At 50.5% G+C, this 22,628-nt stretch carries 25 protein-coding genes; 1 reads left to right on the top strand and 24 read right to left on the bottom strand.

The window, feature by feature from the left end:
• Positions 1 to 22: 22 nt before the first annotated feature.
• The 9 genes from E9954_RS03580 to E9954_RS03540 form a co-directional block, all read right to left on the bottom strand.
• A complete protein-coding gene (locus E9954_RS03580) occupies positions 23 to 601 on the bottom strand; it encodes a methyltransferase domain-containing protein (protein ID WP_136077865.1) in 579 nt (192 codons plus the stop codon).
• A 161-nt stretch (positions 602 to 762) separates the two neighbouring features.
• Positions 763 to 1,905, bottom strand: a complete 1,143-nt coding sequence (locus tag E9954_RS03575; RefSeq protein ID WP_136077864.1) for a glycosyltransferase family 4 protein — start codon at positions 1,903 to 1,905, stop codon at positions 763 to 765.
• Positions 1,906 to 2,051: 146 nt separating this feature from the next.
• On the bottom strand, positions 2,052 to 3,458 hold the full coding sequence (locus tag E9954_RS03570; RefSeq protein ID WP_136077863.1) for an exopolysaccharide biosynthesis polyprenyl glycosylphosphotransferase: 1,407 nt from the start codon (positions 3,456 to 3,458) through the stop codon (positions 2,052 to 2,054).
• A gap of 169 nt (positions 3,459 to 3,627) precedes the next feature.
• Positions 3,628 to 3,876, bottom strand: coding sequence for a four helix bundle protein (locus tag E9954_RS03565; protein ID WP_136077862.1), 249 nt, complete (start codon positions 3,874 to 3,876; stop codon positions 3,628 to 3,630).
• Positions 3,852 to 4,097 (bottom strand): GIY-YIG nuclease family protein, encoded by a 246-nt coding sequence (locus tag E9954_RS33815; protein WP_136077851.1) that lies wholly within the window; start codon positions 4,095 to 4,097, stop codon positions 3,852 to 3,854. Before E9954_RS33815 ends, E9954_RS03565 begins: the two co-directional genes overlap by 25 nt.
• Positions 4,075 to 4,293, bottom strand: a complete 219-nt coding sequence (locus tag E9954_RS33615) for a four helix bundle protein (protein WP_136077860.1) — start codon at positions 4,291 to 4,293, stop codon at positions 4,075 to 4,077. The genes E9954_RS33815 and E9954_RS33615 overlap by 23 nt, the downstream gene beginning before the upstream one ends.
• Before the next feature lie 142 nt (positions 4,294 to 4,435).
• The gene (locus tag E9954_RS03550) at positions 4,436 to 5,539 is read right to left on the bottom strand and encodes a DegT/DnrJ/EryC1/StrS family aminotransferase (protein WP_136077859.1); all 1,104 of its coding nucleotides are present in this window, start codon (positions 5,537 to 5,539) and stop codon (positions 4,436 to 4,438) included.
• Between the two features lie 454 nt (positions 5,540 to 5,993).
• Positions 5,994 to 6,407, bottom strand: a complete 414-nt coding sequence (locus E9954_RS03545; protein WP_136077858.1) for a type II toxin-antitoxin system VapC family toxin — start codon at positions 6,405 to 6,407, stop codon at positions 5,994 to 5,996.
• Positions 6,404 to 6,643, bottom strand: a complete 240-nt coding sequence (locus E9954_RS03540) for a DUF6364 family protein (protein WP_136077857.1) — start codon at positions 6,641 to 6,643, stop codon at positions 6,404 to 6,406. The genes E9954_RS03545 and E9954_RS03540 overlap by 4 nt, the downstream gene beginning before the upstream one ends.
• A gap of 871 nt (positions 6,644 to 7,514) precedes the next feature.
• Here E9954_RS03540 and E9954_RS03530 point away from each other — a divergent pair.
• Complete coding sequence (locus E9954_RS03530; RefSeq protein ID WP_136077855.1) at positions 7,515 to 8,945, top strand: exopolysaccharide biosynthesis polyprenyl glycosylphosphotransferase; 1,431 nt, start codon at positions 7,515 to 7,517, stop codon at positions 8,943 to 8,945.
• A gap of 248 nt (positions 8,946 to 9,193) precedes the next feature.
• On the opposite strand, the gene E9954_RS33430 is transcribed toward E9954_RS03530, so the two are convergent.
• The 15 genes from E9954_RS33430 to E9954_RS03455 form a co-directional block, all read right to left on the bottom strand.
• Positions 9,194 to 9,745: an acyltransferase gene (locus E9954_RS33430; protein WP_136077854.1), complete on the bottom strand. Its 552-nt coding sequence runs from the start codon at positions 9,743 to 9,745 to the stop codon at positions 9,194 to 9,196.
• Between the two features lie 477 nt (positions 9,746 to 10,222).
• A complete protein-coding gene (locus E9954_RS03520; RefSeq protein ID WP_136077853.1) occupies positions 10,223 to 10,774 on the bottom strand; it encodes a sugar 3,4-ketoisomerase in 552 nt (183 codons plus the stop codon).
• 141 nt (positions 10,775 to 10,915) lie between these two features.
• Positions 10,916 to 11,164 (bottom strand): four helix bundle protein, encoded by a 249-nt coding sequence (locus E9954_RS03515; protein WP_136077852.1) that lies wholly within the window; start codon positions 11,162 to 11,164, stop codon positions 10,916 to 10,918.
• On the bottom strand, positions 11,140 to 11,385 hold the full coding sequence (locus E9954_RS33810; RefSeq protein WP_136077851.1) for a GIY-YIG nuclease family protein: 246 nt from the start codon (positions 11,383 to 11,385) through the stop codon (positions 11,140 to 11,142). The genes E9954_RS03515 and E9954_RS33810 overlap by 25 nt, the downstream gene beginning before the upstream one ends.
• Complete coding sequence (locus E9954_RS33610) at positions 11,363 to 11,581, bottom strand: four helix bundle protein (protein ID WP_136077850.1); 219 nt, start codon at positions 11,579 to 11,581, stop codon at positions 11,363 to 11,365. Before E9954_RS33610 ends, E9954_RS33810 begins: the two co-directional genes overlap by 23 nt.
• Before the next feature lie 145 nt (positions 11,582 to 11,726).
• Positions 11,727 to 12,665, bottom strand: coding sequence for a dTDP-glucose 4,6-dehydratase (locus tag E9954_RS03500; RefSeq protein WP_136077849.1), 939 nt, complete (start codon positions 12,663 to 12,665; stop codon positions 11,727 to 11,729).
• Between the two features lie 1,187 nt (positions 12,666 to 13,852).
• Positions 13,853 to 14,302: a nucleotidyltransferase substrate binding protein gene (locus E9954_RS03495; protein ID WP_136077848.1), complete on the bottom strand. Its 450-nt coding sequence runs from the start codon at positions 14,300 to 14,302 to the stop codon at positions 13,853 to 13,855.
• Positions 14,299 to 14,583 carry a nucleotidyltransferase domain-containing protein gene (locus E9954_RS03490; RefSeq protein WP_222847035.1) on the bottom strand — a complete coding sequence of 95 codons (285 nt, stop codon included), beginning with the start codon at positions 14,581 to 14,583 and terminating at the stop codon, positions 14,299 to 14,301. Before E9954_RS03490 ends, E9954_RS03495 begins: the two co-directional genes overlap by 4 nt.
• Positions 14,584 to 15,139: 556 nt before the next feature.
• The gene (locus tag E9954_RS03485) at positions 15,140 to 16,348 is read right to left on the bottom strand and encodes a glycosyltransferase (protein ID WP_136077846.1); all 1,209 of its coding nucleotides are present in this window, start codon (positions 16,346 to 16,348) and stop codon (positions 15,140 to 15,142) included.
• Entirely contained in the window at positions 16,345 to 17,523 is a 1,179-nt protein-coding gene (locus E9954_RS03480) for a glycosyltransferase family 4 protein (protein WP_136077845.1), read from the bottom strand. The genes E9954_RS03485 and E9954_RS03480 overlap by 4 nt, the downstream gene beginning before the upstream one ends.
• The gene (locus E9954_RS03475; protein ID WP_168441933.1) at positions 17,520 to 18,668 is read right to left on the bottom strand and encodes a glycosyltransferase family 4 protein; all 1,149 of its coding nucleotides are present in this window, start codon (positions 18,666 to 18,668) and stop codon (positions 17,520 to 17,522) included. Before E9954_RS03475 ends, E9954_RS03480 begins: the two co-directional genes overlap by 4 nt.
• Positions 18,669 to 18,673: 5 nt before the next feature.
• Positions 18,674 to 19,489 (bottom strand): glycosyltransferase family 2 protein, encoded by an 816-nt coding sequence (locus tag E9954_RS03470; protein WP_168441932.1) that lies wholly within the window; start codon positions 19,487 to 19,489, stop codon positions 18,674 to 18,676.
• A 90-nt stretch (positions 19,490 to 19,579) separates the two neighbouring features.
• Positions 19,580 to 19,804 carry an acyltransferase gene (locus E9954_RS33805; protein ID WP_407947752.1) on the bottom strand — a complete coding sequence of 75 codons (225 nt, stop codon included), beginning with the start codon at positions 19,802 to 19,804 and terminating at the stop codon, positions 19,580 to 19,582.
• A gap of 490 nt (positions 19,805 to 20,294) precedes the next feature.
• The gene (locus E9954_RS03460) at positions 20,295 to 21,470 is read right to left on the bottom strand and encodes a glycosyltransferase family 4 protein (protein ID WP_136077841.1); all 1,176 of its coding nucleotides are present in this window, start codon (positions 21,468 to 21,470) and stop codon (positions 20,295 to 20,297) included.
• Between the two features lie 24 nt (positions 21,471 to 21,494).
• Positions 21,495 to 22,598: a polysaccharide pyruvyl transferase family protein gene (locus E9954_RS03455; RefSeq protein ID WP_136077840.1), complete on the bottom strand. Its 1,104-nt coding sequence runs from the start codon at positions 22,596 to 22,598 to the stop codon at positions 21,495 to 21,497.
• Positions 22,599 to 22,628 lie beyond the last annotated feature (30 nt).

Below are 22,628 nucleotides of genomic sequence, written 5' to 3'. Positions count from 1 at the left end.
TCAGATTTCCTAAGCAATCGACTCATGCCGTTGTTTCCCCAACCAGAATGTATGATTTTGCAAAACCGCATATCCACTCCACATGAATTTGGGCATCATCGAACAACAATTCCAATTCCCTACGCGTCAGTAGACGAATCTGGTCGCAATCAATTCGAGCTTGCAGGGGATCGGATTCGGCCATCAACCATCCGAGCTTGAATCGCTGGTGCAACCACGAACGGATTCCTAAAGGAATATAAGGGAAGAAAGGGACATAAAAATGGGGCTCGATCGGGAAGCGCCGGTTCGGGGTCTGCATGATATAGCGCCGGGAAATCCGGCGGATTTCTTTAGCAAAAAGGGATTGGGAATGCAGATTACCCACATGCTCGATCACGCTGTTCGAAAAGGCAATATCGTATTCCGTTTTCCCAATCTCAAGAAGGTCGGTCACATCGGCATTGAACTCCCGGATCTCGACATCCCCGATTCGCAACACCCTGCCGGAAGAGGATTCCAGATTAAACACATCAATTTTGCCAATACGTCCCTCTTCGGCAAGATGTTCCAGGTTCATTTCCCAAAAGGAAAGCGTCCCTCCGAGATCGGCAATCGACAACGGTTTCCCGTTGGATGCGGAAATGACATCATCCAGAAAACGCATTCTTCTTTTACGCATTCGGGCGGATATGCTGCCTTTATTTGTGTGGGAAGAAACCATCTACCACCCCATTGCCATAACAGTTATATTCATAGCCGGAAAAACCCGTTGCCAACTCATCAATCACGGTCATTTTCCAGCGTTATCCTTAGCTCACCAATCAAATCAATCCATCTCCCAATGTAGCGCCCCTCAGTGAAACAAGATTGATAGTGCTGATAACCGGCATGCCCCATTGCTTTACGTAACCGGGAATCCTTGCATAACTTAACCAAGGCACCCACATAATCATCGATGCAACCGGCACGACACAATATGCCGGTTTCACCATCCTTGACAATATCGCACGGGCCACGCCAGTCGCTGGAAACAACAGGAAGGGAAAAGGCCATGGCTTCAACAACAACCATGCCTTGTGTCTCATATACATAATGGGTAGGAAAGAAGAGCACATCTGCGTGGAGATACTCAAGCCACAAGTCTTCCCCCTCCAAATGTCCGCAGAACTCTATGATCTGCTGCAGATTACAACGCTCAACCCTTGCCACCACCTCTTCTTTTTCCTTTTCAGAGCGCCAAACACCTACGCAACGAACCGCCACCTCCATACCTAAAGCGACCAAACGAGCAACGGTTTCCACCAATTCAAATATTCCCTTGCCTTCGGTGAGGATGCCGACAAATAGAATTCTATAGGTTCCCCCTCCCCTTTTTTTATGCTGGCTAGTGGTGCCAGGCAGGTCACGTCCATAGGGCACAGCCTCTATCCTGCGGGGGAAAAAGATCCGGGGTTCTTCAGCACAGGAAGGCGTGGGTACCACAGCCAAATCAGCACGGGCGTACGCCTTTCGAGCCAACCAAAGAAGAAGTGGCCGGTTTTCAAGGAAACCTGCCATACCGTAGGCATGATAGTGAAAGACCACGGCTCCGGCCAATGACCGCACGCTTAGCAAAAAAACAATATCACGGACCAAAGGAACCAGCGAGGGCGAGGCGGGCGGATAGTAAAGCACAGAATCGGGATATCGACGGAGAAGCGAACGCGTCTGCAAAATGAGCGAAACCAGCGTTTTTACCTTCCTCAAACTGAACGTCCCCATCTCCTGAACGGAAGCACTGAAATCCATCCGGACAAATTCAACATGCAAGCGCCTCTTCAATCCATCCAGCAAAACCTGAATCATAACCGATTGACCGGTTGTCGGAGGAGGAGTCTGCCCCACGAAGACAATTGTTGGATCGGTATTTATTTTGTTTGCCATGAAAAATTACCCATGATTTCTACCTGCGGAAAGAAAAGGGTATCTGAGTTGTGGGGTATGGGAGTAGCACCGAAATATCTCTAATCCAACAAGCCCCGACCCGCAAACACCATCACTCCCATACTCCCCAACTTATTACGCTCCTACTAATACGCTCCGAGAGGAAAGAAAACGACGCGGACGGTGCGGGCCATGATGTAGATATCCATCCAGACCGACCAGTTGCGCACGTAGAAATTATCCCACAATTCCATTTCCGCAAGACTGCAGTCGCTACGCCCCGAAACCTGCCACTGGCCGGTCATGCCCGGCCGCACCTTCCCCCGCAACAACCGGGCTTTTTCCGGGAGCTCCTCTTGATGGTAGTCCGGTAACGGGCGCGGCCCCACCAACGCCATTTCGCCAGCCAGCACATTGAAGAGTTGAGGCAGCTCATCCAATGAGAACCGGCGGAGGAAACGACCAACCGGGGTAATGCGCGGATCGGTCTTCAACTTGAAATAGGTCTCCCATTCCCGCCGCGCACCCTCATCCTGATCCAGGACATCCTGCAACACCTGGTCGGCCTTCGGAACCATGGTTCTCAACTTGATGGCCTTGAACGACTGTCCGGTTTTTCCAATGCGGGATTGGGAATAGAACGGGTTCTTTCCATCGGTACAGAACAAAACAAGAGCCAACACCCCCACAAGGGGAAGCCAGACTGGCAGGAAAAGAAGCACCAACATGGTTTCATAGATCCGCTTGACCAGGGTTGCAATGGGAACGAGCAGGTTGCGGGAAACCTCCAGCCCCACCAATCCATTGAAGTCGCGCGGCGTCACCCAGGCAAAGACCCGTTCATTGATATCGGGAAACAGAACGACCTTGCGGTATCCGGCGAGATCATGGTCGACAAAATCGACCAAGTCATGCTTGCGCAGATGGGCGATGGATGCCACGGCCACACCGATGTGCGACGAAGCTTCATGCAAACCGCCCAGCACCGGGATTTTCCCCACCCGGGCACCCCGCTCCAGGTCGTCCGAGAAGATGCCTGCCGGACGGTATCCAATGTTCGCTTCGGCCTTGAATACCTGAACCATCCGCTCGATGGCCTGGGTGTCGCCATAGAGCGCCACATTGCATCCCCACAAGTGCAGGCGGCCGAGAAGACGGCGGCAGGCAATGCGCCCGAACGGGAGCAGGAAGGCGGAAAACGCATAGGAACTCAGGTAGACGATACGGCTGGGCAGCATGCGGTCCTGCCCAAGCACGTAGGCCACACCGGCAATACCGAAAACGGTGATCAGCAACAATTCGATGCGCCGAAGCTCTTCGATCATTCCCAGCCCCCAACCGGGAGCTTGCCCGGAAACCAGGGCACCCACCCACCAAACCGGAACAATCAGGGCGGAATATTGAATGGAAACGGGAATCCCCTGAATATGCAATAGGAGAATATTACCCAACAGCAATCCAGCAAACAGGATGACACTATCGGTCACCAACAACCAGAATGAGTTCCAGAACTGGTGGAACGCCATTGACCGGCCTTTGAGAACGTTATTCATGTGTGTGAGCCGGAGGGGTAAGGGGGTGAAAGAGTATAGGGGTCAGGGAGTTGCGGTGTATTTGAATGTGGGGGCAAGGGAGTATGGGCGTTATGGCGTATGGGTGTAATCGTGTGAGAATGCGCAGGAACCTCTACCCCCATAAACCACAACATGCATACCCCACTACTCATCGGCACCATTTATCAGCTCCATCAATCATGGTCACTATTTGTGATATGATCCTTTCGTATCGTCGATCAAAATCCGAATACTTTGTCTGATCCATATAATTCGCTTTCAAAGAGAAATCCAGCCAGCATTGCATCTCTGCGGCTTCAGTCTCCGCATCACTCAGTTTTGCGATGAATGCAGCTTTATAGCGCCGCTTACGCTCTCCAAGCTGTATGCGAACTATATTTTGTGTTGTTGCAACCATTTTAAACGTCGCCCAAGTGATCTCTTCAGCAAAGTCTCGCACCAGCGAGCTTGATCTCTCGTTTCAAAGCTTTCCAGTGCTACAAGATGCCACACTCCACCTTTAGATGTTGATTTAACGCGCCCGAGATTATGAAGCCTAAGGCGAGCATCAATATCTTGCGTCTGGCCAATGTATACTCGCCCTGTCGAATAACTTTCAATTGCATACACAACAAACATACATATCTCTACGAGCAGGAAGCCAAGCCTCGGAAATATTGGCAGGCACGGAGCGAGAAGCTCGACGCATTTGATCCGCGAGAACGTACCGCTCTTCAGACGGGAGGGTTTTGGCAAATTCATGGATTTCCAAAGTAAGAGCCAAAGACTCCTGATACACGTCCAAATCCCGAAAACTTTTCGCAAACTCACCCATGGCTTATCTCCTACCGTCGATGTATGAGGGTAGCTGAGTATCGGGGTATGGGGGTAGCAACCGCTCGCACGTTGCCAGTACCCAAGCACTCCCACACCCCCTCACGCCCTGACCCCCACACACCCTTACACCAAACACGCCCCTAATCAAAGAACGCCCTTACCGCGTCCACGACGCCACCTACCTGCTCTTCCGTCATGGTCGGGAAGATGGGCAACGAGAGGATTTCCTTCGCGGCTTGCTCTGCAGCGGGGAAATCCCCTTCTTTCCAGTCCATGAACGCATAGGCCTCCTGCAGGTGGATCGGGATCGGATAGTGGATAATGCAGCCAATGCCCTGCGATTCAAGGTGCGCCTTCAATCCATCACGCCGGGCTGAGCGAATCACATATAGGTGGTGGACATGGCCCGCCGGGTCGTCGGAGCGCGGAAGTCGAAGGTCTCCAACCCCGGATAGACCTGCCGCATACTGCTCCACGACACGGCGGCGGCCGGCATTCCATCGGTCCAGATGCTTCAGTTTGGCCGACAACACCGCCGCCTGTACGGTGTCGAGCCGGCTGTTTTCCCCCAAGAGTTCGTGGTGGTATCGCCGTGGAGAACCATAGTTCCGGAGCGACAACAGTTTTTCGGCCAAGGCATCGTCGTTGGTGGTGACCGCCCCACCGTCGCCAAAGGCCCCCAGGTTTTTTCCGGGATAGAAGCTAAACGCAGCGGCGTCGCCCAGCGAACCGCACTTGCGCCCGTTGTAGAGCGCACCGTGCGCCTGGGCAGCATCCTCGATCACCTTGAGGCCATGCTGGCGGGCGACCGCCATGATGGGATCCATGGCGGCGGACTGGCCATAGAGATGAACGGGGATGATCGCCTTGGTCCGGGGTGTAATGGCGGCCTCCAGCAGTTGGACATCGATCAGGAAATCCGTGTCGTCCATGTCCACCAATACGGGTTGAGCGCCAACCGAAGAAACGGCCAGTGCTGTTGCAATGAACGAATTGGCCACCGTAACAACTTCGTCTCCCGCCCCGATGTCCATTGCCCGGAGAATCAGTTTCAGGGCATCCAATCCCGACGCCACGCCAATGGCGTGCCTGCAATCGCAATATGCCGCAAACTCCTTTTCGAACATCTCGACCTGATGGCCGAGGATAAAATTGGAGTCCTCGACAATCGTTTGCCACACATCCGCCACTTCGTCCGCCACCTCGGCCGACGCCGCCTTCAAATCCAAAAAAGGTACGTTCATAGTTTTCTTCCAATAAAGATGGATCCCATCTTCAGGTTTAAGGTTTTAGGTTTTCGGTTTTCATACCCAATTAAACCGATTTGTTTATTACCACAGAGGTCACCGAGACACAGGGCAATTGAACATTCCCGCTCCTCTGTGCCTCCGTACTACTATCCGTCAATTTCTTGTTTTCCTGGCAAATTTTTTTACCACCCGCTGCGCTAGAGGACTCTGAGGCACAGAGGGTTAGGATGCTCTGTGTCTCTGAGATCTCTGTGGTAAAAAATCCGTGTCTTCGGTGTTCATCTGTAGCTTCAAATAATTTGGTTGCGGCACCGCTGCTCCAAGTCCTCTGTGGTGAAACCATTCAAGTTAAGTTCATATCAGTCAATTAAATGCGGGAACCATCTGTATTAAAAAGTTTTAATGAGTCGCTAGACAACCTACTTGAATGATTTCACCCAGGTGGGGTTTATGGGTTGAAGGCGGACAGGAATGATACAGGATCCATGGCCTTGACCGGGGAATTCCGGAAGTCTTTTGTATTCCGCGTAACCACAGTCGTTGCGCCAACCAGATGTGCCGCATGAGCCAAAACAGCATCTTCAAAACCATCCATGCGCCCCCGTAGCGCTTCCTCGATTACCGGGCGGTTAACGGGAGCGATTTCAAAGAGTACCATGAGGCGTTGCAACGCTTTCTTCGCGGCCGGGCGGGGCATGGATTGGGTCAACAAATAGTCGATGGTTGTTATCGTCGTCGCGCAGAGAAACGCCTCTACCTCAGATTTTTCGATCAAAGAAAAAACATGAGCGGCGGATTCCGAAAAAGGAACGCGATCCAGTAGCAAATCCAAAACCACATTGGTATCGACCAAAATGATCACCCGTATTTTTCCCTCAGGTGCTTTTTATGCGACTCTTCCGAAACATCTGATCCCTTGAGCACACCGCGCAGCGAGGACGTCACCGGCGGAAGTTTTCCTTTCGATTTCTCTGCATGGCCAAGCACATCAATAAACTCCCCAATCATCTGCGATACCGATTTTCCGCGTTGCGCCGCCTCGGCCTTGGCCAAGGCAATCAACCCCTCATCCATGCGTAATGTAAGCTTTGAGTTCATGTGACGTACAATATGCCCACCCAATACGTCTGTCAATATGCATAACATGTCCGCTATCCTCCGTCCGCAGTCCGCAGTCCTCCGTCCTCAGTCCGCAGTCCTCAGTCCTCAGTCCTCCGTCCGCAGTCCGCAGTCCTCCGTCCTCCGTCCTCCGCCCCCTGACCTTTGATTTCCTCACAACGCCCTTACTCCACAACCCCCTCACACTCATACACCGTAGACCTCCGATTTCCATCCACAACCCCCTCACACTCATACACCGTAGACCTCCGATTTCCATCCACAGCCCACTTTACTTTTAGTATTTTTTACTACACCATGTTTTCCGTTTTTTGAACCACAGATTCACGCGGATGGACGCAGCATGCGAGGCAGTTAACAGGACTAGTTTTTGAACAGGACGAAAAAGAGAAGCGCCTATTCGTTAGTGATTAGTGAAGATTAGTGGTTTGTTCAGCCCAGAGGTAGGTTGGAGAAAAGAAACAATAGTCTTGTTATCAATTGTCCTGTGAAATACATGAATGAAACTAGGCAAAAGCGAGGGAAGGCAGAATAATTTGGAGGCAGAACCATTTCTCTCCGGCCAGCTAAGATCATTTTGTCCTACGATTTTAAAATGGAACCACTAATGGGCACTAATACTCACTAATTGATAACATGCTAGGAAAGATCGTTGTCTCACCCGGCAAGGAAGCGGCGGAATAAAGATGCTTTCAAAGGCATGTCCTGCAGTTCGTAGAGATTAGTGCCCATTAGTGAAGATTAGAGGTTTGTTCAGCCCAGAGGTAGGTTGGAGAAAAGAAACAATAGTCTTGTTATCAATAGTCCTGTGAATACTATCCACGGGGTTTATTAAGGGGATGCACCACCGATGAAGCGAAGCCGCACATTTCTATACCTGATGGCCACCGACTGGATAATTCTGGTCGGAACATTCGCCGTCGCGCTCTATTTCCGCCCCTATGACCCGGGCATGAACATTGTTTCGCGCCACCACATTGTTCCGGAAATGGTGCTGGTGTTCATCCATTCCTTCGTGATGCTCGGGGTTTTCAGCGCCCTGGGGCTCTATAAGCGCAAAACACAGCTGGTTCCGCTTCAGCACTTTGTCGCCATCATCAAGGCCATCGCAATTACATTGGCGGTCTATATTTTAGCCAAGGGATTCTCCAAATCCGACCTGTTCATCCATTCCCGCTGGGTCATGATCTATTGGGGAAGCCTGCTGCTCCCGGCCCTTGCGCTCCACCGCTTGCTCATTCTACGCATCCTTTGCACCGTTCTTTCCAGAACCGACATGCGCCGCAGGGTGGTCGTGATTGGCGACACGGCGCTTTCCGAAGAGTTTATAACCGGATGTTGCAAAAAACACGACTGCGGAATGAAGGTCGTTGGAATGATGGACGATGTTGAAAAAGCGGCCAACGTATCATCCGTGCCCTTCATTGGAAGCCCCAGCGAAATGCCCGATGTCACCGATCTCTACAACCTTGAAGGTGCGGTCATCTGCAACCCCGAACTATCGCACCAGAAGCTGATGGATCTAATCGAAAACTGCATCCGCCTATTCGGCTGGGTGGATGTCCATTCCGACAAATCAGCAGCCCTGCAACGCTCCGATAGCGCCGACGCCCACTTCGATATCCCCTTCATCCGCATGCATGGCATCCCGGGGGGATTCCTGCTCAAATCGTGGAAGCGGATTTTCGATTTTATCGCCTCGCTGATTGGGATCATCCTGCTGTCCCCGCTCCTCATCGGCACGGCCATTGCCATCAAGCTCACCTCCCCTGGCCCCGTGTTTTATACCAAGGATCGCATTGGCCGGAACGGGAAACCCTTCCCCTTCTACAAATTCCGTTCCATGGCCGTCGGCGCCGACCAGGACCAAAACCGCAACGACCAGATCAAGAATTTTATCCAGAACCAACAGGAAGGGGAAACGCTCAGCAAGGTCGTCAACACCGCCTATGTCACTCCCGTTGGAAAGTTTATCCGGAAATGGGCGATCGACGAGCTCCCCCAGCTGTTCAATGTGCTCAAGGGCGATATGGCCTTGGTCGGCCCCCGCCCCGTACCGCCGGGTGAATATGAGATGGAAGACGAATGGCACCAGCGCCGCTTTGCCATCAGCCCCGGTTGCACCGGACTCTGGAAGCTCTATGCCGCCAAAACCGGCGTCACCTTCAACGATACCGTGCTCTACGACATCTACTATGCCCGGAACATGAATCCCGCCATGGACCTGATGGTCATCTTTGGCACCGTCTGGATCATCCTTGCGGGACGCGCGGATGGCTAGCGACTGAAAGGCGCTACGCCGAAGATCAGACCCCAGAAGTCAGCGAGCAGGACTTTTTTAGCCACTAAAAGGCACAACATCCACAAAGAAACAGAAAGTGCTAGGCGTTAGGTTTTAGGTTTTATACTAAATTAAACTGATTTGAATTTTTTACCACAGAGTTCACAGAGACGCAGAGGGTGGCAGATATATTGGTTGCTCTGTGCCTCCGTGCGCTCTGTGGTGAGACTCTTCAAGTTAATTGCCTATTAGGTGCTAGAAGCGTCTGGTTCCGAGGGTCGCTCGTCAACCCGTCTGCCCAGCTTATCGACAAATCCAATCTGGCGCGCTGGGTTCCCCACCACCAAGGCAAACGGAGGCACATCCTTTGTGACCACGCTTCCCGCACCGACCAAGCAATATCTCCCAAGGGTCACGCCAGCCAGGATGGTGGAATTCGCACCGATCGACGCACCTTCTTCCAGGTGGGTTTCGACGAGCCAGTCTTCTTCAGCCAATGCCAGCTCTTTCATGAGCGGCATGCGGGGGCTACGGGGACGGAGATCGTTGGTGAAAACCACATTGGGCCCAAGAAAAGCATAGTCGGCAACGTGAACCCCCTTCCAAACCAAAACATTGTTCTTGATGGTTACACCATTGCCGATCCTCACTCCGGACTCGATAAATGCGTGGTCGCCAATGTTGCAGTCTTTTCCAATGGAAGAGCCGGACATCACATGCGCAAAAGCCCAAATGCGAGAGCCCTCGCCAATGGTCTCCGTTTCAACCAATGCTTTTTCGTGGATATAGACGTTGTTCATAAAATCGCTCCCTACCACAGCAATATTTCAGGCAAAATAATTTAGAGGCACAATTAGTATTCCTATGCCTGTTTTACAGGACGATTGATAACAAGACTATTTACTAGCGATGAAAGCAGCAGTGCCAGAATTATTTTGCCCCAATCATTTTGCCAAAACCTCATCCTTCATCGACCAACCGTTGTCCTTCAACCCCTGAGTTCTATGCGTTCTCTCGCGGCCAAATACAAATCAACCGAAAGAAAAGCGGTATCGAGCTACCGCACCAAAGCGGCTGCGCCGCATACTATAGATCCGGCGACTTAATATTGGGATTAACCGCGAAAGAACGCAAGGAACACAAAGATGCCTATTGCCAAGTTTTCTGCGTTCTATGCGTTCTTTCGCGGTTAAAAAAAAACCTGTTCAGTCACAACATTTAGTTGCCGGAGCAATATGCTGACTTCTGTCATCTGTCCTCAGTCCGCTGCATACCGCCTACGGCGATGCGCTCCCACCCAGCCCGGCCCAAGTCTTCGCGATGCGCTCAAACTCAGCCCGGTCACGAATATAGTCTTTTTCATCGTAGGTGATATTAGCCACCACCAGCAAGACCGTCCCCGGTTCGAAATCATAGAACGTGCGCCAGACGTGGGGATAAAGCAGCAAAGCTGGTTGTGTGTCGGAGTGGTTGGGTATGGGTGTTTCGGGGTTTGGGCGTATGGGGGCTAAGGCAGCGGCGTCTTTACTCCCACACTCCACTACTCCCTTACACCCACACGCAGCAAGGCGTACGCGTTCCCGCGTGCCCTTGCCATCATCCAGCTCAAAGGTGCAACCACCGCTGAGGGCAACCACGATCTCCTCGGTTTCGTGGTGGGCATGGTTGCCACGCACGTCACCGGGCTGCATGTCGGAGGAGACCAGAACCTTGCCAATGCTGAACGGCAACGCGTTTTCCGCGTCCTCACCCTGCTGGAACTGCACCAGCGATCCGCCGCAATTTCCGTGTTTTATGTCGAACGGAATTATTTTGTATAAAGTGTTCATAAATTCACGTCTGGGGGTTGTGGGGTATGGGAGTACCGGGGAAGTTGCGTAAGGGAGTATGAGTATACGTGTTTATGGGAGTGGCCGTTCTTCCATCAGACATCTCTGCACGCACAACGGTTCGAGTCGAGAGCTTCACACCTAACGACACCATTTTTCGGCTCCGTCGATCATCGTCACAAGTTGACCGATAATGCGTTCATATCGCTTATCAAAACCTTCATACACGGCCTGACCCATAAACTTGGCTTTTAAAGAAAAGTCCAGCCAGCACTGCATTTCAGATGCCTCTGTTTCAGAATCACTCAATTTAGCAATAAATGCGGCTTTATATCTACGTTTGCGCTCTCCAAGCTGTATGCGAACTATATTTTGTGTTGTTGCAACCATTTTAAACGTCGCCCAAGTGATCTCTTCAGCAAAGTCTCGCACCAGCGAGCTTGATCTCTCGTTTCAAAGCTTTCCAGTGCTACAAGATGCCACACTCCACCTTTAGATGTTGATTTAACGCGCCCGAGATTATGAAGCCTAAGGCGAGCATCAATATCTTGCGTCTGGCCAATGTATACTCGCCCTGTCGAATAACTTTCAATTGCATACACAACAAACATACATATCTCTACGAGCAGGAAGCCACGCCTCGGAAATATTAGCTGGCACGGAGCGAGAAGCTCGACGCATTTGATCCGCGAGAACGTACCGCTCTTCTATTGGAAGGGATTTAGCAAACTCATGAATATCCAAGGACAAGTTTAATGCATCTTGATACACATCCAGATCTCGGAAACTATTAGCAAATTCACCCATGTTTCACTCCGTTTCTTTTTGTATCGGAGCAATGGTGTAACATCCAAAACTCCTTACTCACTACGAGCCAGAGGAAAAAAACCGACACCTTTACTCCACAACTCCCTTACCCAAAACTCCCGTACACCCACACTCCACAACTCCCTTACTCGGCGATGCCGAGCTTCTCCTTATAAAGCCGAATGTACTCCGGAATATATTCCTTCAGCGTCGTCTTCGGTGCCCAGCCCAGGGCGCGGGCTTTTGAGCAATCGACGGAATAACGCAGATCCTGTCCGGGACGATTGGGAATGTGCACCACGGCATCCTCTTCTTTCATGCCCATGGCCTCCACCACCATGCGGACGGCATCCATCACGGAATGTTCCTCGCCGGATGAAATATTGTAAACCTGCCCCTCTTCGCCCTTTTCCAGCACGGCCAGCAAGCCTTCGCAGTTATCCTCGGCATAGATCCACTCGCGCAGATAGGTTCCGTCGCCATGCACCGTCATTTTCTTGCCGTTGAGCAGGAACTCGATCGTCTTGGCCAGCAGTTTTTCCGGATATTGGCCAAAGCCATAGTTGTTGCAGCTGCGGCAAATGATCGCCTTGATGCCATGGGTGTGGCGCCAGCCAAAAATCAACTGCTCCGCCGCCGCCTTGGTGGCGGAATAGGGATTGGACGGCAGCAGCTTGTCCTCTTCCGTGAACGAGCCGGCGTGCGCCGTTCCGTAGACTTCATCCGTCGAAATATGGAACAGAATCGGACGGTCGGTTTCATCCTTGGCACGGATCAGCTCCAGAATATTGTACACCCCGCCAATGTTGCTGTTGTAGAACGCCTCGTTGGCATGGATCGAGTTGTCCACATGCGACTCCGCCGCAAAGTTCACCACATAATCCACGCCCGGCGGAATATGGGTCATGGTCGAAATATCTTCTTCGATAAATTCATAATGATCCCGACCATCAAAATCGACATCCGTCCGCGCCGCATAGGTCTTTTTATCCACGTTAATCACGTAAAACCCACGCTTGAGCGCCAGATCCACGAAATAGGAACCGATAAATCCCAGACCGCCTGTTACCAATAATTTTTTCATATATCCCCTTCCTTTCAGCTAATTCCAGAACCACAGATCAACACCGATTTACTCAGATTGTTAACCACATAATTTAAAGTAATAACGAGCCTCTTGCAAAACCCTTCGAGTTTGCGAGGCGGTTTTTTGTTAAAAGTTATTGGTTATTGGACTAACCCGCTGGTTGCGTATGACTTGTCCTGATAACCAATAACCAGTACCTGATAACTGGAACGGCAAAACCAGAGGTTTTGCAAGTTCCTCATAACGACTTATATTTTAAAAGCATTCGAATAGTTAAAGCGGTGTCGAGCCACCGCACTCCAAAGCGGCATTGCCGCAAACTGCACTCAATCCTCTGTCAGCTGTCTTCCGACCTCGCTCAGCCCCCGTCTCTCGGGGTGTATTCTGGAACAAAGTCCCCCCGGTACCAATAGCTTTTTCATTCTCTCACTCTCCTGTTTATAACCGTTCAAAGTTGAATCGTTAAAACGATGAAGTCGACACCCGTTCAACCCCCATACGCCCTCACACCTAATCTCCCAACAACAGCCCAACGCCCATACCCAATGTTCGTTTATCTCCATGCCAACCCGGCAGAGCCAGAACCAAAATGGATTTTCTACCACAGAGACACAGAGGAACGGAGCAATACAAAACTCTGTGCCTCCGTACTACTATCCGTCAATTTCTTGTTTTCCTGACAAGTTTTCACCACCCGCTGCGCTAGAGGACACTGAGGCTCAGAGGATTAGGGTGCTCTGTGTCTCTGAGTTCTCTGTGGTAAAAAAAAATCTGTGTCTTCGGTGTTCATCAGTGGTTCTAAACAATTTGGTTGCGGCTATGCCGCGCTAGGTCCTCTGTGGTAAAAAATCCGTCGCATACTTGATAGGATTCGAATAAAGAGGGACTAAAACCAGATTATCAACCACGAAATACACTAACCACACGAAAACCAAAAGAACAGCGAATCCGTTGCACTATGGACAATTTACAATGTAAAACGGAAACGTCAGCCCCTTTTATCAAAAAACCCAGCCCTGTCATTAGGACGGTTCTGGAAGACCTGAGCCCCGTATATTGAGGCCTTGGAGCAACCCGCCTCAGTCCCCCTTTAGCAGATCTGTCCCGCGGAGGCCTTAAGGCCGTGCGATTGGGCGTGTTATTGCACGGGGCATCTTCACCTTCTGCCAAGTCGCCACAGGCCATTATGGTTCATCCAGACTGACTTGGCGTGCCTTTTCGGCGCACCCGACCAGTTCCTGTCCGAACAGCCCCATGATGTCATCATACATGATTTTTATTTCATGCGGCAGATAGTCATGCACGATCCGGTTTCTCACATCCCGCATTCTGAACCAGACCTCGACCGAGCTGATCATCTCAAGCTTTTCCATCCGATTGAGTAAATCGCGCAACGCGTCCGAATTTTCGGCGAACTGCAACCGCTCATAACTCCGGAAAAATTTGATGCCCACCTCAACCGCCCGGATAAAGCGGTCGCTGAGCGCATCATACGGCTCGCTCTCGTCGGCACTATATGCATGCTTCTCGTCGTAAGGCTTCAGCTTATTTAAAGACGCCTGAACCAGCGCAACCGCATCATTCATTTTTTGCCGGCCGTGGCGGGTAATCTCAGCTTGTTTATTCGCACTCATTGTATTGCAACGGCATCCTCCTGGATCAGCGAGATAAAACTCTTCTGTGATTCAGGGATGGAATCGGGGTTGACCACTAAAACGTCGATTTTTTCATCGCACTCCATTCGGAACCGGACAGAAATGTCTTGGGAAAGACGATATGGCGAGTCAACGCGGGCGAAAACAAGCACATCAATGTCCCCGCCTTTTTTGCTGTCATCCGTGCGCGACCCGTACAAATACACCTCTCCATTGACTCCAGCAAGCGCATGGGCTAACGCCTTCTTTTCCTGTTTCAACAGTCTCATTTCCGAGTATGTTTATTGCTTTTCAACACAAAAGCAAGCGTTTCACGCCACAGTGGCAGTTTTATATCTCCATCCCAACCCGGCAGAGCCAGAACCAAATGGATTTTCTACCACAGAGACACAGAGGAACGGAGCAATACAAAACTCTGTGTCTCCGTACTACTATCCGTCAATTTCTTGTTTTCCTGGCAAGTTTTCACCACCCGCTGCGCTAGAGGACACTGAGGCTCAGAGGATTAGGATGCTCTGTGTCTCCGAGTTCTCTGTGGTAAAAAAATCCGTGTCTTCGGTGTTAATCAGTGGTTCTAAACAATTTGGTTGCGGCTATACCGCGCTAGGTCCTCTGTAGTAAAAATCCGTCGCATACATGATGGGATTTGAATAGAGAGGGACTAAAACCAGATTATCAACCACGAAATACACCAACCACACGAAAATTAAGCGAACAACTGATCCCAGACATCTGTCTTCAGACTTCTCCTGTTTAAATCCCGTTCAACCCCCATACGCCCACACTCATACACGCCCTTCACCCAGCTTCTAGTCTCTAGTGTCCAGAACCCAGCCCCACAACTTTTTGATGTTTCTTCATGGCATACCCATACGCATGTTCAAGTTCATCCAAGATTCCATCCCATGCAAGTTCATTTTCAGCCACATGGCGGGCATTCTGCCCCATGCTCCGGGATTGATCCAAATCTTCGAGCACGTTTTTGATTCCTTCGGCAAATTTGTCTGAATCAAAATCCGTCAATATCCCAACCTGATGCTTCTGCATAAGCTCCCGCACCTCACCGACTGGATTGGAAACAATGGGACGGCCCGCCGCTAGATAATCCCCAATCTTGCAGGGCCAACGACCGCGATTATAAATCTCGTCCGCAAAGGGAAGCAGGAATACATCCGCACAGGTCAATGCCTCGACAAATTGTTCCTGCGGCAGGCGCCCCAAATGAACAAAAAAGTCTCCAATACCAAACGCCTTGGCCTGCTGCGTTAACCGCTCGGCACCATTGCCTGTCATCACCAGCTTGAACTCCGGACACACGGCATGGACTCGTTTTGCCGCACTGAAAACCAGCTCCACATCCATCACGGCATCCATCGCGGAAAACAGAGCAATTCGATCCGTTTCCAAAAAGTCGAATGCGGAACGGTGCGTAGCAGGATCGACAAAAGGTATGGCTTCCGTGTCTGCACCGATGGGAACCTTGAAGATGGAATCCGGATGCACTCCAAGCCCCTCGGCCCGATGCCCCAACGCCGTGCAAATCACGGTTGTTGCGTTGGCCAGCGTTCGGTAATGCTCCTCATAGAACGTTTCGAACGGACCAAACAGGACTTGGTACCATTTAGGGCGATTGGTGGTGATGATGCCGCCCCGCCCCCACCAGTCGATCCAGTCGATGACCAAAGGAGCAGGATGCTTTTTTAGAAATCTCAGAACAGGATATATCGTTGCCGGCCGTGTTTCAAAAACATGGACGAGGTCGAATACACCAAGCTTGCCGAGCATTGTACGGCGACGCAACACGCTTGCCGGATCCCATCCCGACCGCAAACTACCAAATAACAAATCGGGCGTTTCAATGAAACAAACACCGTCTTGCATATATTTTTTCATGCGAAACTTGGCGTGGTCGGCGATGCACAGCAGAGTCACATGATGACCCCGCTCCGCTAAAAACCGGGCCAATCGCCCTGGCCGCAGATCCGCCTTGAAACGCCTTTGGTGGCAGACGAAAAGCAAATTCATGAGCCCCCCTGCAACGTTGCCTTTTCGTAGACCTCGATTAAATTCCGATACCCCACGTTTTCACTATACCTTTGTTGATAGCACTTCCGCGCGCACTCACCCATGGATTTAGCCAGCACCTCATCCCGCATTAAACCAACACAACGAATCAAATCAGTAGCGTCACCAGGATTGAAGAGCAATCCGTTCACGCCGTCTTCCACAAGTCTCCCCAACGCCCCGATGTTCGCCGCGACAACCGGTTTTCCAGCGGAAAAAGCTTCAACCACAATCAAGCCAAACGTCTCATACCATTCGGAAGGAACAACAAGAAAAGAGCATTGCCGAATTTCCTTCATGACTTCCGCCGGATTGAGGTATCCCCGGAACTCGATATGGGTCAAATCTTTTGAGCGGCATAACTCCATTAAGCCATCCTTTAGTTCCCCATCACCAACCACAACGAGTTCGATGTCGGGAATGCGCCCCCAGGCGTCCAGAAGCGTTCGAATTCCCTTATGAGTCATCAGGCTTCCAATAAAGAGCGCACGAGGCTTGGATGGTAGGTTTGTGATTCCAGCAAAATGGTCGGCAACAAAGTTGTTTTTCACCCAAACCCGGTCCGAGGGGAAACCGGAACGCACAAAAATGTCACGGCTATGCTCGGTCAAAGCCAAATAATAGGCCGGCACATTGATTAGTTTCCTAAACCCCCGTTGCATTCGATACACAAACCATCCATGAATTCTGGAACCGTGATAACACCGTTTCAGCACCCCCTTGAGCGCGGTTCTCCCCACGCAATCCTCACAAGGCTTGCCGTCTCGCAACAACAAGGCGTTAACACAGATTGTACGGAAGTTATGAAGGGATTGCACAACAGGTACGCCCGAATCAAGGCATGCAGCATAAACCGATGGAGAGATGCTAAACCAAAAATTGTGTACGTGAACCACATCCGGTTTTTCTATTTCGCAGAGTCGCCTAAGCTCATGATAAACAGTTCGATTGAACCTGGATTGGAACAGCATTTTTATTGTCGCGAGCCTACCACGCTCCAAAACATCCAGATTGCTTTGGGCATAGGTGAGCACTTCATGGCCGTGGCGGCGGAGTAGCTCGGTCTCGGCCATGAACACCTGATGCTCTCCTCCGCCCTTCTGGCCATATTCATTATGAATCACCAAAACTTTCATGAGGTCGCCTTCTCTCCGATCCCCAATGCCACAGCAATGCCACCGGCAAAGTTTTTTGCCATGCTTGCCGTTGTATATTTTTCGCCGTCCTTGGTTGCGGCCTGCTTCATGGCGCTCAAATGTCCGGCATCCAGACAAACCTCCACCACCGAAGCAGCAAACTCCTTCGGGTCATTCCCGCACAGCCCTCCGTTGCGGCCATCCTGAAGATAAGCGATCTCAGGGGAATGGATACCGCTGTCGACTGTAAAGAAGGGCATACCCATGGCAAAGGCATCCAGGATGGACAATCCCGTCATTCCCGGATTCAGCCAAACGTCTCCCAGGGCAAGAAGCTCCACCCGCTTGGTGCCATGCACCGCCCCCGCCCAATGGCACCAGGGATGTTCCGTGCAAAAGTTTTTCACCTCATCCGCGTAGGGGCCATCACCGATAATGATCATGGTAAATCCGGGCACCCTTGCCTTAATCAGCAACAAAGCCTCCAACAAAAAAGGAATCCATTTCAGCTCGGTCAACCGGGCACAAAAGATGCCGGTAATTTCTTTTCCTTTTGGGAGCCCAAACAGCTTTTGATAGGTTGCATCCAAATCCCCATCGGAGAGCGCATTCCGTGCAACGCGCAGCTCATCGGTATCGATGGCATTGTTCACCACGGTCATTTTTTCCATAGGGAAACCGTCATTCAACACAATATCCGCTGAAAGCTGCGTATAGGCGAACCACCAATCAACCCGGGTGCTCCAGAACCTGCGCCAAGCATCCCTCATAGGGTGTGGCTTGCTTTTGTTGAGATGCGCCCCATGTCCATAAAATGCAATCTTTTGCCCCCGGTGGTGAATCCCCAACAGCAAGGGATATAGATGCAACGCCGCGTTGGCCTGCTCGAATATGACCAGATCCGCATTCTTGCACGCAGCAAGCGCGCCCTCTTCCCAATATACGTTCTTGAATAGCCTGATGTTCCGTAGTCGCGTCCCGAACGGCAACTGATCGAGAACATCAACGAAACCTTCCCCTTCCCACGGCAAACCGGCCACCAGCTCGAAGGCAATGCCCTTCTCCTGCAACCCGGCATGCAGCTGCTGGAAAAAAGCAAGGCGGTAGTCGCACGCCACCCGCTGAATCATTACAACTTTTTTCATAGTGCTCACTGGTTTTCCATCCGTGTAGAAAAGAGAATCCGGATGTAGGGTCTTGGCCAATAGAAGACCCATCTGATCCCCGCATGCTGCCGGAGGAAACGATAATAATCCCCCGGGGGAAGTCGCGTCATCATGGTTTTCCAGCGCTTATCCAACGGCATGCGCTCCATGCTATGCGCATTCTTACTACAGGTTGCCACAAATCCAGGTGCCACATAAATTGCGCATCCCGCTTTTTGCGCCCGATATCCATAATCCGTATCCCCAATGGCATGCTTAAACGACTGCAGGTTCCCGGCCTTTTGATAAGTTCCCCTGGAAACCAGCACGATATTACCCTGGAAGGTATCGCAGACCACGGGTTCTTCCCCCGGTTCAACAGGCACCAGCTTCGAGGGATGCGCTCCCGACCGCCTCTGCCCTCCATAGGTAAAACCACCCGTCGATGCATCGCAGCAAGATCCCACCACAATGCCGGCATCATCTGCACTTGAAGCGGTTTCAAGCAGGATGGATACGGCGTGGGGCTCCAGCATGGAATCATCGTTCAACCACAAGTAAAAATCAGGATCTTCCTTTGCGGCCACATCCCACGCCAATCGCATTCCGTTGCACCAAAACAGGGAACCATCGCCCTGGAGTACAGTAATATCGGGATAAGCCTTTTTAACCGCCTCGCCGGTTCCATCCGTACAGCCATCATCAACCAGATATACGTTGAAAGAGACTTCTTCAGGCAACAATTGGGCATAAAGCAATTCCAGGCACCGCAACGTCGTTTCCTTGCGGTTATGGCAAGTCATCAGTACTGCAATCTTCAAGTCAGCTCCCATACATCTCATCGCACCCCATACACATTGCCCTAATCGTCATAAACAAATTGATAACCATTTTTTTTATCGAGTCGGAAATCACCCAACGTTTATCTTCCGAATCAGACGCGCAGGATTACCTCCCCATATTTCATCGGGCGGGATAGATCCGGATACGATTGATCCCGCCGCAATAATCGAACGATCCCCAATCGTAGCCCCCTTCAGAATGATGCTGTTCGTCCCAACAAACACGTCATTCCCTATTTTGATTGGGGAAGATTTGGTGCCGTTCACATCCAATGCCCCGTCCCGACGATCCATGTAATTAAGTGAATGATAATCATGATCGAAGATGCGAACATTGCCTCCTATATTTACGTGTTGCCCGATATCAATCGAAGACCGAGAAGAAAGTATGGCAAACGAAACCCCGCTATTATTTCCAATCGTTATCCTCCCATTCTCCGTGCATTGAAGAACGACAGGATTCATTCTCCCTACGAGGTTTGCCCCAAATCGCGAATTGATCTTGCAGTTATCCCCCAAAACTATCTGACCTCGTCTCCGACAACGAACCCAAACGAATCCATCGACCTGTAGATTTCGTCCATAGCTTCCATGATGCACTCTCAGCATGATCTTGGCCCACAAGGTTCCAGCAAGGCAGAACAACTGCGACATCAGCCGATCCCAGGCCACCACAAAATGAATCGGAAAATCATATTTCCTATTAAAGCCGCTCAATTTTCCCTCACTCTCCCGCCATATTACCTTCAATAGATATCGAGACCCAAATCCTCAATCAGGGATGTTACCATTGGTCATCCAAAATTTTCTGGTAAGCCTCGAGATAACCTTCCGCCATTTTATCAAGGGTAAAGTTGCTCAAGACAAACTCTCGCCCGGCCTTTGACAACTCCCCACGTTTCGCGCCATCGTTCAAAAGTTGCAATAGAGCCCGGGCAATCGCGTCGGGTGACTGAACATCAACAAGTAAACCCGCCTGCCCATCATTCAGGACATAAGGGACTGCACCGCATCGCTCTCCAGCAACGACAGGCACGCCTAACGCCATGGCCTCGGCTATACTCATTCCAAAGGACTCCTCGAGTGCCGGATGCAAAAAAACAGAACTCCCAGCAATTTCCTCCATCAATGCAGCAAAAAGAACCTTTCCGCAGAATTCAACCCCTTCGGAGAGGCCTTGAGTAGTCGCCCAAGTACAAGCAGCACCTCCAACCTCATATCCGGTGCCGAAAATACGATATTTTGCTGTTGGAAATTGTTGCCGAACAAGTGCGAATGCCTTCAAGGCAGGCTGAGCATTCTTAAGTTTACCCCAACCGGTCATCACACTACAAATTACCGGCGGCGCCATATCTTCCTTCCTCGCACACCTTGCTATAGATGGGTCTACTCCGTTGGGAACAACCATGATCTTTTTTCTTGGCCTAAAAAACCGCTCAATGTGTTGTGCAACATATGGAGATACGGCGGTAAGATAGTTGGCGCAATGCATCACTTTTATGCCTAACATAATACGCATAATCCAATGCAAAGAACCCCGATCTCCTAGATAATATGGAAGAATGTTCAAAGGTGCATCATGTGCAGTAATCAAAGTAGGCTTTTGAGACTGCATGGCTGCTGCGGCAAACTCATATGTCCAATGCGCATGGATCAAGTCGCAGTCCGACTCTCTCATGGCCTCAGCAATGAAACGCCGCTCAGTCCGGTAAAAATCCAAGGCCATCCGTTTATGACGCCTTGGAGTTATGCACAAGAGAATTCCATCACCTTGAATCCATTGCGTCGATTCGATTTCATCACTTCCGCAAAACACTGTTACTGCATGCCCTAGCTCTATTAATTTCAAAACATAATTAGAAAGAAGAGGAAATGAATATACGTTAGGCAATACTTGACCTCTAAAGAAACCAACAAGAGGGTCTATTGCAACGGGGCCAGCGACACCAACTTTCATCATATGCTCCAATATTTGTATTGCGTATTACTTCAATGAACATACTAAGTATTCCATCGACTGGCATTCATGCATCTTCATCATTTCTTTGGTTCTACGATAATCAAGATGAATTGAGAACTCTTTGTCTACAGCCTCTCTAAAGCTACCGACTACCGCTACGTCGATTGCATAGCGGTTTGCCAAATCAATAAGGCGAGGAGCCCTTACTGGATCGGTGTAATATGCCAACAAGGGCTTCTCATACTTCAACGCCAGGACGGCCGCATGAAATGAGTCTGTATAGACATATTTAGAATTAACTAGTAAATCAAGCCACTCTCCCGGATCAGCATCCCAGATCACTATATCCGCCCAGGGGCATTTTCTAGGATGTGTAGCAGAAGGAACCACGGCAAGTACTGGTATATCGCCAAAACGTGTTCGCAGTTGCTTAATGACTTTTTCATGGCCACCTATAATTTCATCTCCTAAGCTATACATAAAAATGTAATCTTTAGGTACCTCCAAGACCTGTCTCCGGACAAAATCCAAATCACTCAACAATACTGGGTCTGCCACAACATCAACTGCTCGTCCAGATGCTCGCTCAATCCACTTCCGGGAAAATTCGTTGCGAACCGACAAACAATCAACTTGCCTAATCCACGGAGCAACGATATCCAACCTTTCCTCTGATTGCAGATCACTACCACAACAAGTGGCATAACTTATCCGCTTCCCATCAAATTTGCGTCCCCATTCCATAAAATACACAGCATCACGATTCAGATGCCAAATCTGGTCACTCCCCGCGACAATCGCATCATAGCATTCAACCATGTCGGCGACATCGGACGCTCCATAACAGCGAGAAGTTAACTGCATGAAATCGCCCCGAAAGTCATCAAACTTACGCATCATAGCAGGCCCCTTTAAAAACTGAAGCACTCGTCTTTGTGCGGTACCAGCAAATGATCCGTCTCTTAATCCCCATCCTTTCCAAAAAGGCGGCGGTTCCATGCCCTGCGGATAAAAATGTATAACCTCGACTTCGGCTCCCAGTCCCTTTATTGCTTCCTGCAGCGCAATGCATTGAAGCACTGCCCCAAAATTATAGGCATATTGATAAGTTAAAATCCCAACACGCATGATCCATATTCCCCACTATAAACGACAATA

It is taken from the genome of Pontiella desulfatans (assembly GCF_900890425.1).
Taxonomy (GTDB): domain Bacteria; phylum Verrucomicrobiota; class Kiritimatiellia; order Kiritimatiellales; family Pontiellaceae; genus Pontiella; species Pontiella desulfatans.
This window is presented reverse-complemented; position numbering and strand designations above follow the sequence as displayed.